The following is a 13,659-nucleotide window of genomic DNA, read 5'->3' as shown; positions in this document are numbered from 1 at the left end:
ACCACCCCGCACCCTGTCACTTCGCCCGGATATGTGGGCAACCGGGCACCGCCCCAGGGGCGCGGGGAACTGCGCGCCCGGCCCACCCCGACGGACGCCGAGTCCACCATGCAGGACGTTGCACTGTCCGCGCCCCTGCGGAGCTACCCCGTGCCCCGGTTCACTCCGCCTTCGCGGTACCCACCGCGTCGGCGATGGTGGCGTGACCGCTCGCGCGCAGCCGGGCCGAGAGGCCCTTGTGCACGCGGCGCATCCAGAACGGCCCCTCGTAGATGAAGGCGCTGTAGCCCTGCACCAGGTCCGCACCGTGCACGATCCGCTGCCAGGCGTCCTCGGCGGTCTCGATGCCGCCGACGGCGATCAGCACCAGCCGTCCCTCGGTACGGGCGCGCAGCCGCTGCAGCACCTCCAGCGAGCGCTCCTTGAGCGGGGCCCCGGACAGCCCGCCCGCGCCGATCTCCTCGATCCGGGCGGCCGACTCGTGCAGGCCGCCCCGGCCGATGGTGGTGTTGTTGCAGATGATGCCGTCCAGGCCCAGGTGCAGGGCCATGTCCGCGATCTCGTCGATGTCCTCGTCGGCCAGGTCGGGGGCGATCTTCACCAGCAGCGGCACATGGCGCGAGGTGACCTCGTCGGCCTTCTTGCGGACGTCCCAGAGCAGCGGGCCGAGGACCTTGACGGCCTGCAGGTTGCGCAGTCCGGGGGTGTTCGGCGAACTGACGTTCACCACCAGGTAGTCGGCGTGCCGGGCGAGCCGCTCGGTGCTCTTCAGGTAGTCGGCGGTGGCGTCGGCCTCGTCGACCACCTTGGTCTTGCCGATGTTGACGCCGATCACCGGGGTGGAGCTGGTGTGCGGGCGGGCCGCGAGGCGGGCGGCGACCCGGGCGGAGCCCTGGTTGTTGAAGCCCATCCGGTTGATCAGCGCCCGGTCCTCGACCAGGCGGAACAGGCGCGGTGCCGGGTTGCCGGACTGCGCCTCACCGGTGATGGTGCCGATCTCGACGAAGTCGAAGCCCAGCATGGACAGTCCGTCGATGCCGATGCCGTTCTTGTCGAAGCCGGCCCCGAGCCCGAACGGGCCCGGCAGGTCGAGTCCGAGCGCGGTGGTGCGCAGGCGCGGGTCGCGCGGGGCGAGCACCAGGCGGACCAGCGAACGCAGGCCGGGCACCGAGGCGGCCAGCCGGATCCAGAAGAAGGCGAGGTGGTGGGCCTTCTCCGGGTCCATCTTCTTGAAGACCAGGTTGAACAGGAGCTTGTACACGGCGCTGAGCCCTTCCTGAGCATGGGTGTGGGGGGCGCCGGCACGGGCGCCCCCCACTGGGATCGGACTACTGACGGCCGGCGTTGATCAGCGCCGCGTGCTCCTGCAGCGACATCACCCCGACCTCGCCGCGCAGCAGCGCGTCGATGCCCTGGACCGCCGCGCCCATCGCCTGGACGGTGGTCAGGCACGGCACGCCGCGCGAGACGGCGGCGGTGCGGATCTCGTACCCGTCGAGACGGCCGCCGGTGCCGTACGGGGTGTTGATGATCAGGTCGACCGCACCCTCGTGGATCAGCTGGATGATGGTCTTCTCGCCGTTCGGGCCCTCGCCCTCGCTGTGCTTGCGCACCAGCGTGGACGGGATGCCGCCGCGCTGCAGCACCTCGGCGGTACCGGCGGTGGCCAGCACCTCGAAGCCCTGGTCGACCAGCGCGCGGGCCGGGAAGACCAGGTTGCGCTTGTCCCGGTTGGCGACCGAGACGAAGACCTTGCCCTTGGTCGGCAGCGCGCCGTACGCGCCGGACTGGGCCTTGGCGTACGCGGTGCCGAAGACCTTGTCGATGCCCATGACCTCGCCGGTCGAGCGCATCTCCGGGCCGAGCACGGTGTCGACGCCGCGCCCGTGGATGTCGCGGAAGCGGCTCCACGGCATCACGGCCTCCTTGACCGAGATCGGGCAGTCGGCCGGCAGCGTGCCGCCGTCGCCCTCGGCCGGGAGCAGGCCCTCGGTGCGCAGCTCGGCGATGGTCGCGCCCAGCGAGATCCGGGCGGCGGCCTTGGCCAGCGGGACGGCGGTGGCCTTGGAGGTGAACGGCACGGTCCGCGAGGCGCGCGGGTTGGCCTCCAGGACGTACAGGATGTCCCCGGCCAGCGCGAACTGGATGTTGATCAGGCCGCGGACGCCCACACCGCGCGCGATCGCCTCGGTGGAGGTGCGCAGCCGCTTGATGTCGTAGCCGCCGAGGGTGATCGGGGGCAGGGCGCAGGCCGAGTCGCCGGAGTGGATGCCGGCCTCCTCGATGTGCTCCATGACGCCGCCGAGGTAGAGCTCGGTGCCGTCGTAGAGCGCGTCGACGTCGATCTCGACCGCGTCGTCCAGGAAGCGGTCGATCAGCACCGGGTGCTCGGAGATCAGACCGGCGTGCCGCTCCAGGTAGGAGGCCAGCGACGCCTCGTCGTAGACGATCTCCATGCCGCGGCCGCCGAGCACGTAGGACGGGCGGGCCAGGACCGGGTAGCCGATCTCGTCGGCGATCGCCTTGGCCTCCTCGAAGGAGAAGGCGGTGCCGTGCTTGGGCGCGGGCAGGCCCGCGTCGCGCAGCACCCGGCCGAAGGCGCCGCGCTCCTCGGCCAGGTCGATGGCCTCGGGCTGGGTGCCGACGATCGGCACGCCGTTGTCCTTGAGCGCCTGGGCCAGGCCCAGCGGGGTCTGGCCGCCGAGCTGGACGATCACACCGGCCAGCGGGCCGGCCTGCTGCTCGGCGTGGACGATCTCCAGCACGTCCTCCAGGGTGAGCGGCTCGAAGTAGAGCCGGTCGGAGGTGTCGTAGTCGGTGGAGACGGTCTCCGGGTTGCAGTTGACCATGACGGTCTCGTACCCGGCGTCGGCGAGCGCGAAGGAGGCGTGCACGCAGGAGTAGTCGAACTCGATGCCCTGGCCGATGCGGTTCGGGCCCGAGCCGAGGATGATCACCGCGGGCTTGGTGCGCGGCGCGACCTCGGTCTCCTCGTCGTAGGACGAGTAGAAGTACGGGGTCCTGGCGGCGAACTCGGCGGCGCAGGTGTCCACGGTCTTGAAGACCGGGCGGATGCCGAGCGCATGCCGCACCTCGCGGACCACGTCCGGCTTCAGGCCGCGGATCTCGCCGATCTGCTGGTCGGAGAAGCCGTGCCGCTTGGCGTACCGGAGCAGCTCGGGGTCGAGCTTCTCGGCCTCGGCCAGTTCGGTGGCGATCTCGTCGAGCAGGAAGAGCTGGTCGACGAACCACGGGTCGATCCTGGTGGCCTCGAACACCTCCTCCTGGGTGGCACCGGCCCGGATGGCCTGCATGACGGTGTTGATCCGGCCGTCGGTGGGGACCTGGGCCTTCGTCAGCAGCTCGGCCTTGTCACCGGGCTCACCGACCCAGGAGAACTGGCTGCCCTTCTTCTCCAGCGAGCGCAGCGCCTTGTTGAGCGCCTCGGGGAAGTTGCGGCCCATGGCCATGGCCTCGCCGACCGACTTCATGGTGGTGGTCAGCGTGGCGTCGGCGCTCGGGAACTTCTCGAACGCGAAGCGCGGGACCTTCACCACGACGTAGTCGAGGGTGGGCTCGAACGACGCCGGGGTCTGCTCGGTGATGTCGTTCGGGATCTCGTCCAGCGTGTAGCCGACGGCCAGCTTGGCGGCGATCTTGGCGATCGGGAAGCCGGTGGCCTTGGAGGCCAGCGCGGAGGAGCGCGAGACGCGCGGGTTCATCTCGATCACGATGACCCGGCCGTCGACCGGGTTGATCGCGAACTGGATGTTGCAGCCCCCGGTGTCGACGCCGACCTCGCGGATGATCGCGATGCCGATGTCGCGGAGCGTCTGGTACTCGCGGTCCGTCAGCGTCATCGCCGGGGCGACGGTGATGGAGTCGCCGGTGTGCACGCCCATCGGGTCGAAGTTCTCGATCGAGCAGACGACCACGACGTTGTCGTTCTTGTCGCGCATCAGCTCCAGCTCGTACTCCTTCCAGCCGAGGATGGACTCCTCCAGGAGCACCTCGGTGGTCGGCGAGAGGGCCAGGCCCTGCCCGGCGATGCGGCGCAGGTCCTCCTCGTCGTGGGCGAAACCGGAGCCGGCGCCGCCCATGGTGAAGGAGGGGCGGACCACGACGGGGTAGCCGCCGAGCGTCTCGACGCCCTTGAGGACGTCGTCCATGGAGTGGCAGATCACCGAGCGGGCGGACTCGCCGTGGCCGATCCTGGCGTTGACGGCCTCGACCACGCCCTTGAAGAGCTGGCGGTCCTCGCCCTTGTGGATGGCCTCGACGTTGGCGCCGATCAGCTCGACGCCGTACTTGGCGAGGGTGCCGTTCTCGTGCAGCGAGATCGCGGTGTTGAGCGCGGTCTGCCCGCCGAGGGTCGGCAGGAGCACGTCGGGGCGCTCCTTGGCGATGATCTTCTCGACGAACTCCGGCGTGATCGGCTCGACGTAGGTGGCGTCGGCGATCTCCGGGTCGGTCATGATCGTGGCCGGGTTGGAGTTCACCAGGACGACCCGCAGGCCCTCGGCGCGCAGCACGCGACAGGCCTGGGTGCCCGAGTAGTCGAACTCCGCCGCCTGGCCGATCACGATCGGGCCGGACCCGATGACCAGGACGGACTTGATGTCAGTGCGCTTCGGCACGGTCAGCTCCCTGCGGTGGTGCGGGCCGGGGCACCGGCCATCAGGCTTACGAAGCGATCGAAGAGGTAGGCCGCGTCGTGGGGGCCGGCCGCCGCTTCGGGGTGGTACTGCACGCTGAATGCGGGAGTGTCCAGGCAGTGCAGGCCCTCGACCACGTCGTCGTTCAGGCAGACGTGGGAGACCTCGGCCCGGCCGTACGGGGTGTCGCTCACCTTGTCCAGCGGCGCCTGCACGGCGAAGCCGTGGTTGTGCGCGGTGACCTCGACCTTGCCGGTGGTGCGGTCCTGCACGGGCTGGTTGATACCCCGGTGGCCGTACTTCAGCTTGTAGGTGCCGAAGCCGAGCGCGCGGCCGAGGATCTGGTTGCCGAAGCAGATCCCGAAGAACGGGGTCCGGCGCTCCAGCACGCCCCGCGCCACGGCGACCTGGTGGTCGGCGGTGGCCGGGTCACCCGGACCGTTGGAGAAGAAGACACCGTCGGGCTCGACCGAGTAGAGCTCCTCCAGCGTGGAGTTGGCCGGGAAGACGTGCACCTCGATGCCGCGCTCGGCCATCCGCTGCGGGGTCATCGCCTTGATGCCGAGGTCGAGGGCGGCGACCGTGAACTTCTTCGTACCGACCGCCGGGACGACGTACTTCTCGGTGGTGGCGACCTCGGCGCACAGGTCGGCGCCCTTCATCTCGGGCGACGCCTGCACCTTGGCCAGCAGGACCGCCTGGTCGGCCAGCGCCTCGCCGGAGAAGATGCCGACCCGCATCGCACCGCGCTCGCGCAGGTGGCGGGTGAGCGCACGGGTGTCGATCCCGCTGATGCCGACGACGCCCTGGGTGGTGAGCTCCTCGTCCAGCGAGCGGCGCGAGCGCCAGTTCGACGGGATCCGGGCGGGGTCGCGGACCACGTACCCGGCGACCCAGATCCGTGCCGACTCCGGGTCCTCGTCGTTGACGCCGGTGTTGCCGATCTGCGGGGCCGTCATCACGACCACCTGGCGGTGGTACGAGGGGTCGGTGAGGGTCTCCTGGTAACCGGACATGCCGGTGTTGAAGACCGCCTCGCCGAAGGTCTCGCCGACCGCGCCGTAGGCCTGGCCGCGGAAGGTCCGGCCGTCCTCCAGGACGAGCACGGCAGGCACTCGCTCCCGCCTTTGGCGCTGAGTGGTGGGGGCAGGTGCGGTCATGAGGCGGCCTCTTCCGTCTTCTTCGTCTTCGTACGTGTCACAAGAGCTTCGACCGCCTCGATCCAGGCGGCGTGCTCATCGGGGTGGTCGGCCCGGAAACCGGAGTCCAGCGCGGTGCCCTGGAGCGACCAGGTGACGACCAGCAGGCCGGCCGGGACGACCTTGCCCGCGATACCGGAGTCGGTCCGGGCTCCGGTCAGCTGCTCGGCCGGGATCCACAGATCGGCGTCGCCCGGGCGGCGGACCAGCAGACCGCGTTCGGTCAGGGTGAGTTCGGCCAGGCTGCGGGTGCCGAGACCGTGCGCGACCACCCGGTCCAGCCAGTTCCCGGCGGTGGTGCTGCCGTGGTAGCGGCCGGCCGCCTGGCGGATCGCCGGTCCGGGGTCCTCCGGTACGGCGGGCAGCGGCGGCAGATCGGACTGCAGGGTGCGGCGCCAGTTCCAGCCCTGCCGCATCAGCCAGTACACCAGCGCGATCAGGATCAGCAGACCGACCGCCCAGCCGATGTAACCGGGCCAGTTGGTCACCTTGGCCTGCTGCTCGGCGAGGGTGATCATGCCAGGTCACCCTGCTCGGCCAGCTCGCCGGCCAGCACCGTGGCGACGCCGCGCAGGAAGGTCGCGTGCACCCGTCCCGGCAGCTCGAGCCCGCGGTAGGGGGTGTTGCGGCTGCGGGTGGCGAAGGTCTCGGCGTTCACGGTCCCACGGTACGCGGGATCGAAGAGCACCAGGTTGGCAGGCTCGCCGACCGAGACGGGGCGGCCGTGGCCGCTCAGCCGGCCGATCCGGGCCGGGCGGTGCGACATCCGGTCGGCGACGCCCTCCCAGTTCAGCATGCCGGTCTCGACCATGGTCTGCTGGACCACCGACAGCGCGGTCTCCAGGCCGACCATGCCCATCGCGGCGTGGGCCCAGGCGCAGTCCTTGTCGGCCGACGGGTGCGGCGCGTGGTCGGTGGCGACCGCGTCGATGGTGCCGTCCGCGAGCGCGGCGCGCAGCGCGTGCACGTCGGCGGCGGTCCGCAGCGGCGGGTTCACCTTGTACACCGGGTCGCCGGAGCGGACCAGCTCGTCGGTGAGCAGCAGGTGGTGCGGCGTCACCTCGGCGGTGACGTCCCAGCCCTGGTCCTTGGCCCAGCGGACGATCTCCACCGACCCCGCGGTGGACAGGTGGCAGACGTGCAGCCGGGCGCCGGTGTGCGCGGCGAGCAGCACGTCGCGGGCGATGATCGCCTCCTCGGCGACGGCCGGCCAGCCGGGCAGTCCGAGCTCGGCGGAGACGGCGCCCTCGTTCATCTGGGCGCCCTCGGTGAGCCGGGGCTCCTGGGCGTGCTGGGCGACCACGCCGTCGATGGTCTTGACGTACTCCAGCGCCCGGCGCATCAGCGCGGCGTCGTCCACGCACTTGCCGTCGTCGGAGAAGACCCGGACCCCGGCCGCGGAGTCGTGCATGCCCGCGAGCTCGGCCAGCTCCTTGCCGTCCAGGCCGACGGTGACGGCGCCGACCGGCTGCACGTCGCAGTAGCCGGACTCCTTGCCGAGCTGCCAGACCTGCTCGACCACGGCGGCGGTGTCGGCGACCGGGCTGGTGTTGGCCATCGCGTGCACGGCGGTGTAGCCGCCCATCGCGGCGGCCTGGCTCCCGGTGAGGACGGTCTCGGCCTCCTCCTTGCCGGGCTGGCGCAGGTGGGTGTGCAGGTCCACCAGGCCGGGCAGCAGGATCAGCCCGTGCGCGTCGATGTCGATGTCGGCCTCGGCCGACAGACCGGTGCCGATCTGCTGGATGACTCCGTCCGCGACGAGGACGTCCTGCGGGGGGCCGCCGAGGATCTTGGCGTTGCGAATGAGATAGCTGCTCACAGAGCGGCCTCCGGGAAGTTGGTGCGGGGTGGTTCGGCGACGGCGGGGTTGCTGCGGGTGGGGCGGGTGCGGGTGGGGCGCTTCACCCGTCACTCCCCGGCGATGGCCTGGGTGGAGCGCGCGGTGTAGTCGCGGTCGCCGACCAGGACGGCGTCCCGGCCGTCGACCTCCGAGAGCCGGACCTGGACGGCTTCGCGCAGTGAGGTCGGCAGGTTCTTGCCCACGTAGTCGGCCCGGATCGGCAGCTCGCGGTGGCCCCGGTCGACCAGGACGGCGAGCTGGACGGCGCGCGGGCGGCCGATGTCGCTGAGCGCGTCGAGCGCGGCGCGGATGGTGCGACCGGAGAAGAGCACGTCGTCGACCAGGACGACCAGCTTGCCCTCGACGCCGTCGGCCGGGACCTCGGTGTGCTCGGCGGCGCGGGCCGGCTTCAGCTGGAGGTCGTCCCGGTACATGGTGATGTCCAGGGTGCCGAGCGGGATCTCGCGGCCGGTGATCTGGGTCAGCTTGGCGCCGAGCCGCCGGGCCAGGTGGACCCCTCGGGTGTGGATGCCGAGCAGCACGACATCCTCGGCGCCCTTGGCGCGCTCCACGATCTCGTGGGCGATCCGGGTGATTACCCGGGCGATGTCGGTGGCGTCCAGCACCTGGTGCGGCGGACGCGTGGAGTCAATGCGTGTGGTCATGCCGAAGCCGACCTCCTTCCCCGCCTCACAGGACGGGCTTTAAAGGATGTCTGGGGGGTGGCCCGGGGCGCACCCAGAGCTTCCAGCCATCCTAACAGTCCGGTTCACTCGCGCCCGACGCACGGTCGCCCGCCCACCACCCCCAGGTCAACCCGGTCGGACGCATGCGGTTGACAGCAGCCGCCCGCGCTATTCGCACGACTGCCCCATTCGGCTTGACGCAACTACCTCACTCTACGTAACCTCACAGTGAGTTACGAGACGACCGACGCACCCACCGGTGGAGTGGTCGGGTGAGCGGTCACCCACCCGCGATCCTCGTGGCTCACCACTCAACGCGAAGCAATCTCGTCCGGGGAGACCAATGTCCAGCGACTACGCGAAGCAACTCGGGGCCAAGCTCCGAGCGATCCGCACTCAGCAGGGGCTCTCCCTGCACGGCGTCGAGGAGAAGTCCCAGGGGCGCTGGAAGGCGGTCGTGGTCGGCTCGTACGAGCGCGGCGACCGTGCGGTGACGGTACAGCGCCTCGCCGAGCTGGCCGAGTTCTACGGCGTCCCGGTGCAGGAGCTGCTGCCCGGCGGCACCCCGGGCGGTGCGGCCGAGCCGCCGCCGCGCCTGGTGCTCGACCTGGAGAGACTGACCCAGGTGCCGTCCGAGAAGGCCGGCCCGCTGCAGCGCTACGCCGCCACCATCCAGAGCCAGCGCGGTGACTACAACGGCAAGGTGCTCTCGATCCGCCAGGACGACCTGCGCACCCTGGCCGTGATCTACGACCAGTCGCCGTCGATCCTCACCGAGCAGCTGATCAGCTGGGGCGTGCTCAACCCGGACGCGCGGCGCGCGGTCCGCGAGGACGACACCGTCTGATCTGCGGTCGGTTGTGCAGAAACGTCACGGCGGGGTCGGTGGACCTCGCCGTGACGTCTTTCAGCCGCCCCCGCTCCCGGACGGTCCCCGACCGCCCGGGCGCCCGGAGGCCCGCCTAGCAGACCGAGCCGAGCGTGAAGCCCGGCTCCGCCACGACCTCCCCCAGGTTCAGCCGCGCCGGGGCCCAGCCGAAGCCGGTGCTCTGCCAGGCCCATGCCACCTGCCGGTACTCGCCGCAGCTGCCCGCCCCGCCCTGTGAGCCGTACAGCGCCGCCACGCCCGGCAGTTCGAGCGCGAGGCCGGCGCAGAACACCGCGCGGACCAGGTCGAGATCCTCGTCGTTGAGCCTGACCACGCCGTCCTCCCAGTGCAGGATCCGGGCATCCGCCGTGAGCCGTCCGCCGGGTGCCTCCACCGCGCAGCGGAACTGGTACGCACCGCAGCCCGCGCCGACCAGCATCCGCCGGAACAGCTCGCCGCCCTGCTCGAAGGCCGACCGCACCCTCGGGTCCGGCGCCTCCTGCGCGCCCTTGGGACTGCTGTACAGGCTCCCGTCCAGCAACAGGTCGATATGGCGCAGCGTCAGGCCGTTCTCCCTGGCGCGGACCAGTCGGGGAATGAAGTCACCGGAGAGCTCCTCGCCCTGGTAGGGCAGCAACTGCGTGCGGAGCGCGGGGTTGAGCAGGTAGCGGTCGCGGGCGGCGGTCTCGGCCGGGTCGAGGTGCTGGAGCAGACAGAAGTCGGCGAAGTCGCCGGGGTGGAACATCCTGGCCTGGACGCTGCCGTACGCCTGCTGCGCCTCGGCCAGCAGCACGGCGGTGTCCAGCAGGTAGCTGTCGAAGTCGGCGGCGTCGGTCAGCCCCCAGGGGCGGGCGCGCTCGAAGTCGGCGTGGCAGGTGAGGATGCCGGTGACGAAGGTCTGCTCGCTGCGGTGGCGGGACTGGGCCTGGATCCGGTCCCGGCCGGACGTACCGACGGTGCAGCGGAAGGTCCGGGGGGTGTGACTGTTCCGCGACATCTGGTGCTCCTGTGACCGGGGTGGCGGCGGGATGCCGCTTGGTCCTCTTCCTCCCCATCCCCGCGAGTCGCACACGTACGGCGTGTCACAGCTCAGTAACCAGCCGTGAGCCTTCCACGCCGCGAGGGGCCGCCCGGAACCGCGATGGGCGGCGGGGAACCGCGCGCCGGACCCTGCGGGCCCGTCGGGCGGTTCCCCCGAGCGCCGCTACTGCGGGCGCGGGGCCCGGGCGAGCTGGCGGGACTGGGCGACCAGGCGGCCGGACTCGTCCCAGACCTCGGCGTCCTCCTCGAAGTAGCCGCCGGCCAGGTTGCGGGTGGAGTGCACGACCCGCAACCAGCCAGGGACCGGCCTGGCCCGCAGGTGGACCGTCAGTTCGACGGTCGGCGCCCAGCCGGGCATGCCGAGGTCGAAGGTGACCGGCGGCAGGGCGTCGGCGACCAGCAGGAGCATCAGCGGGTCGGGTTCGCGGCCGTCGGCCAGCTTGAACCAGCCCTGGATGCGACCGGCCTTGGAGGGCTGCCCGACGGCCCAGCCGACGGTCGCCGGGTCCAGCCGCAGGTCGAACCGCTCCAGCAGCGCGGCCTGCGAGATCATCGCCTTGGGCGCCTCGGCGACGCTGATGCATCGCTCGGGCGGCGGGAGCTGCGGCGGGGTGGCGGTGGTGTGCACCTCGCCCTCGGCGGTGGCCAGGTCGCCGTAGCTGGCCAAGACTCTCAGCCGCTCCTTGCCGCCCTGGCTGAGCGAGGCGGTACGGGTGGAGAGGCTGCGCCCGCGGCGGACCGTCTCGGTCCGGACCTCGACCGGTCCCGGGGTGGCGGCGGAGAGGTAGTAGCCGCTGATCGAGATCGGGTCGGCGTGTACACCCCCTTCCCCGTTCGGAGCCGGGTCACCGTGCAGGAGCGAGAGTGCGTGTCCGGCCACCGCGAGCTGCAGGCCGCCGTTGATGCCGCCGCCGATCTGCCAGCCCGCGTCGAACTCACCGTCGTAGTGGCCCGGCTCCCCCGGGCGCGGGGTCAGGGCGATGCCCCGGTCGAACTCGCTTCGGATCGCGGTGGTCATGGGTGGCTCGCCCTTCGCTGCTGCAAAGTTACCGGTCGGTAGCCAACATACGCCACCATCCCGGGGCATGCGAAGGCCCGCCGGACACAAGATCCGGCGGGCCTTCGCAGAGCGATGATCCGAAGCGGTCAGCTGCGGCGGATCGTCGGCTTGAGCTCCATGAACCGCGCGAGCAGGCCGTTGACGAACGCCGGGGAGTCATCCGTGGAGTACTCCTTGGCGATCTCGACCGCCTCGTCCAGGACGACCGCATCCGGGACGCTGTCCTCCCAGATCAGCTCGTACGCGCCGAGCCGCAGGACGTTGCGGTCCACGATCGGCATCCGGTCGAGGGTCCAGCCCACGGCGTACTGCGAGATCAGCTCGTCGATCCGGCGGGCGTGCTGGACGTACCCCTCGACGAGTTCCATGGTGTACTCGCCGACCTGCGGGGTGCCCTCGTCCGGCTTGGGCTCGCGCGCGCGGGCGACCCAGTCGGCGAGCACCCGCTGCGGGTCGACACCACGGTGGTCGGCCTCGAAGAGGATCTGGAAGGCCCGGGTGCGGGCCTTGCTGCGTGCAGCTGTCACGGTTACTTGACCCGACCGAGGTAGCTGCCGTCACGGGTGTCGACCTTGATCTTCTCGCCGGTGACGATGAAGAGCGGGACGGCGATCTCGGCGCCGGTCTCCAGCGTGGCCGGCTTGGAGCCACCGGTGGAGCGGTCGCCCTGGACGCCCGGCTCGGTGTGCGAGATGACCAGCTCGACGGAGGCCGGGAGCTCGATGTAGAGCGGCGAGCCCTCGTACATGGCGACCAGGGCGTCGAAGCCCTCCAGCAGGTACTTGGCGGCGTCACCGACGACGGCGGGGTCGATGTGGACCTGGTCGTAGGTGTCCGTGTCCATGAACACGAACTGCTCGCCGTCCTTGTAGGAGAACTGCATGCCGCGCTTGTCGACGTTGGCGGTCTCGACCTTGGTGCCGGCGTTGAAGGTCTTGTCGACGACCTTGCCGGTCAGGACCTCCTTGAGCTTGGTGCGCACGAAGGCCGGGCCCTTGCCGGGCTTGACGTGCTGGAACTCGACGACGGACCAGAGCTTGCCGCCCTCCAGCTTGAGGACCATGCCGTTCTTGAGATCGTTCGTGGAAGCCACGGGCGCACTTACTCCTGATATAGCTGTCAAGGAACCAAGGGGGGTGGCGTCCCGGGCCGCGACGGCGAAGCCGTGGCCTACAGGGCGAGGAGCTCCTTGGTTGTGATGGTGAGCAGCTCGGGCCCGCCCTCTTCGAGGGGGCGTACGACGAGCGTGTCCTCGATCCGGACCCCGCCCTTGCCCGGGATGTGCACCCCAGGGCCGACGGTGACCGGCACGCGGTTGTCCAGTTTACCCATGTCGGCGGGACCGAGGCGCGGCGCCTCCCTGATCTCCAGACCGATTCCGTGTCCGACCGGGCGCGCGGAGCGCTCGGTGTGGCCGGCCGCCTGCAGGATCTCCCGGGCCGCCTGGTCCGGGACATGCTGCGGGACGCCGGGCCCGAGCGCCTCCCGTCCGGCCCGCTGGGCCCGGAAGACCAGCCGGTGGAGCTCCACCTGCCAGGGCGCGGGGGCCGCGCCGATCACGAAGGTGCGCGCGGTGGAGACCCCGTACCCCCGGTACTGCGCGCCGAGCACGACGGTGAGGAAGTCGCCCTCCTCCACCCGGCGGTCGGTGGGCTGGTGGGACTCCTGGCCGGAGTGGGTGCCGGTGCCGACGGAGACCGGGAAGGCGGACCGGTCGGCGCCGTGGTCGATCATGCGGCGCTCCAGCTCCATCGCCAGGTGCCGCTCGGTGCGGCCGACCAGGATGGACTCCAGCAGCTCGCCGAGCGCCTGGTCGGCGATCTCGGCGGCGATCCGCAGGTCGGCGATCTCGTGCTCGTCCTTGACCACCCGCAGGCGCTCGACCGCCCGGCCGAGGTCCGTCAGCCGTGCACCTGTCAGCTGTTCGGTCACGCCGCGGTGGCGGCTGACGGTGAGATCGTGCTCCTCCACCCCGAGGTCCCGGACCCGCAGCCGGCCCGCCGCCTCGGCGGCGGCCAGCGCGGTGTCGCTCTCCCCCGGGACGGCGAGCCGGGGGATGTCCTCGCCGATCGGGTGCTCGCCGACGTCGTCCGGCGGCAGGTCGTCGGGCACGGCGAGCAGGACCCGGTCCCGGGTCAGCAGCAGACTCGCCCCGCAGGGCGGGCAGCCGGTGAGGTAGCGGACGTTCGCGGAGCGGGTGATCAGCGCCGCGTCGGCCCCCGAAGCACTGCAGTGCTCCCTCAGCCGCTCCCGCCGGGCCGCGTACGCATCAGACATGGCCCCGAGCCTACGGAGCCCGACCGGCTACCG

General features: G+C 71.3%; 12 protein-coding genes. 1 reads left to right on the top strand and 11 read right to left on the bottom strand.

Annotated features, from left to right (window positions below; translation table 11 throughout):
* Positions 1-160: 160 nt before the first annotated feature.
* From UK12_RS19150 to pyrR, 6 genes are all read right to left on the bottom strand, one after another.
* Positions 161-1,261, bottom strand: a complete 1,101-nt coding sequence (locus UK12_RS19150; protein ID WP_045304257.1) for a quinone-dependent dihydroorotate dehydrogenase — start codon at positions 1,259-1,261, stop codon at positions 161-163.
* A gap of 67 nt (positions 1,262-1,328) precedes the next feature.
* Positions 1,329-4,637, bottom strand: coding sequence for a carbamoyl-phosphate synthase large subunit (gene carB / locus UK12_RS19145; RefSeq protein WP_045304256.1), 3,309 nt, complete (start codon positions 4,635-4,637; stop codon positions 1,329-1,331).
* Between the two features lie 2 nt (positions 4,638-4,639).
* The gene (carA, locus tag UK12_RS19140) at positions 4,640-5,815 is read right to left on the bottom strand and encodes a glutamine-hydrolyzing carbamoyl-phosphate synthase small subunit (protein WP_045304255.1); all 1,176 of its coding nucleotides are present in this window, start codon (positions 5,813-5,815) and stop codon (positions 4,640-4,642) included.
* On the bottom strand, positions 5,812-6,372 hold the full coding sequence (locus UK12_RS19135; RefSeq protein WP_045304254.1) for a PH-like domain-containing protein: 561 nt from the start codon (positions 6,370-6,372) through the stop codon (positions 5,812-5,814). Before UK12_RS19135 ends, carA begins: the two co-directional genes overlap by 4 nt.
* Complete coding sequence (locus UK12_RS19130; protein WP_045304253.1) at positions 6,369-7,673, bottom strand: dihydroorotase; 1,305 nt, start codon at positions 7,671-7,673, stop codon at positions 6,369-6,371. The genes UK12_RS19135 and UK12_RS19130 overlap by 4 nt, the downstream gene beginning before the upstream one ends.
* Positions 7,674-7,762: 89 nt before the next feature.
* Positions 7,763-8,359, bottom strand: a complete 597-nt coding sequence (gene pyrR / locus UK12_RS19125) for a bifunctional pyr operon transcriptional regulator/uracil phosphoribosyltransferase PyrR (RefSeq protein ID WP_045304252.1) — start codon at positions 8,357-8,359, stop codon at positions 7,763-7,765.
* Between the two features lie 364 nt (positions 8,360-8,723).
* On the opposite strand from pyrR, the gene bldD reads away from it, so the two are divergent.
* Positions 8,724-9,227: a transcriptional regulator BldD gene (gene bldD / locus UK12_RS19120; RefSeq protein WP_045304251.1), complete on the top strand. Its 504-nt coding sequence runs from the start codon at positions 8,724-8,726 to the stop codon at positions 9,225-9,227.
* A 115-nt stretch (positions 9,228-9,342) separates the two neighbouring features.
* Here the strand turns inward: bldD and UK12_RS19115 are convergent, their stop codons facing one another.
* From UK12_RS19115 to UK12_RS19095, 5 genes are all read right to left on the bottom strand, one after another.
* A complete protein-coding gene (locus tag UK12_RS19115; RefSeq protein ID WP_045304250.1) occupies positions 9,343-10,245 on the bottom strand; it encodes a hypothetical protein in 903 nt (300 codons plus the stop codon).
* A gap of 207 nt (positions 10,246-10,452) precedes the next feature.
* The gene (locus tag UK12_RS19110) at positions 10,453-11,307 is read right to left on the bottom strand and encodes an acyl-CoA thioesterase (protein WP_045304249.1); all 855 of its coding nucleotides are present in this window, start codon (positions 11,305-11,307) and stop codon (positions 10,453-10,455) included.
* Between the two features lie 128 nt (positions 11,308-11,435).
* Positions 11,436-11,876: a transcription antitermination factor NusB gene (gene nusB, locus UK12_RS19105; RefSeq protein ID WP_045304248.1), complete on the bottom strand. Its 441-nt coding sequence runs from the start codon at positions 11,874-11,876 to the stop codon at positions 11,436-11,438.
* Positions 11,877-11,878: 2 nt separating this feature from the next.
* Positions 11,879-12,442, bottom strand: a complete 564-nt coding sequence (efp, locus tag UK12_RS19100) for an elongation factor P (RefSeq protein WP_045304247.1) — start codon at positions 12,440-12,442, stop codon at positions 11,879-11,881.
* Between the two features lie 77 nt (positions 12,443-12,519).
* Positions 12,520-13,626, bottom strand: coding sequence for a M24 family metallopeptidase (locus UK12_RS19095; protein ID WP_045304246.1), 1,107 nt, complete (start codon positions 13,624-13,626; stop codon positions 12,520-12,522).
* Positions 13,627-13,659 lie beyond the last annotated feature (33 nt).

The organism is Saccharothrix sp. ST-888 (genome assembly GCF_000955975.1).
In the GTDB taxonomy this organism is placed as follows: domain Bacteria; phylum Actinomycetota; class Actinomycetes; order Streptomycetales; family Streptomycetaceae; genus Kitasatospora.
Note: the sequence above shows the minus strand (reverse complement) of the source record. Positions and strands in the feature narration are given on the sequence as shown.

What these genes read in the sequence shown, in the direction of transcription:
- UK12_RS19110 (WP_045304249.1), bottom strand. Translation starts at nt 11,307, where the DNA reads ATGACCACCGCGATCCGAAGCGAGTTCGACCGGGGCATCGCCCTGACC.
- pyrR (WP_045304252.1), bottom strand. Translation starts at nt 8,359, where the DNA reads ATGACCACACGCATTGACTCCACGCGTCCGCCGCACCAGGTGCTGGAC.
- UK12_RS19095 (WP_045304246.1), bottom strand. Translation starts at nt 13,626, where the DNA reads ATGTCTGATGCGTACGCGGCCCGGCGGGAGCGGCTGAGGGAGCACTGC.
- UK12_RS19115 (WP_045304250.1), bottom strand. Translation starts at nt 10,245, where the DNA reads ATGTCGCGGAACAGTCACACCCCCCGGACCTTCCGCTGCACCGTCGGT.
- bldD (WP_045304251.1), top strand. Translation starts at nt 8,724, where the DNA reads ATGTCCAGCGACTACGCGAAGCAACTCGGGGCCAAGCTCCGAGCGATC.
- UK12_RS19135 (WP_045304254.1), bottom strand. Translation starts at nt 6,372, where the DNA reads ATGATCACCCTCGCCGAGCAGCAGGCCAAGGTGACCAACTGGCCCGGT.
- carA (WP_045304255.1), bottom strand. Translation starts at nt 5,815, where the DNA reads ATGACCGCACCTGCCCCCACCACTCAGCGCCAAAGGCGGGAGCGAGTG.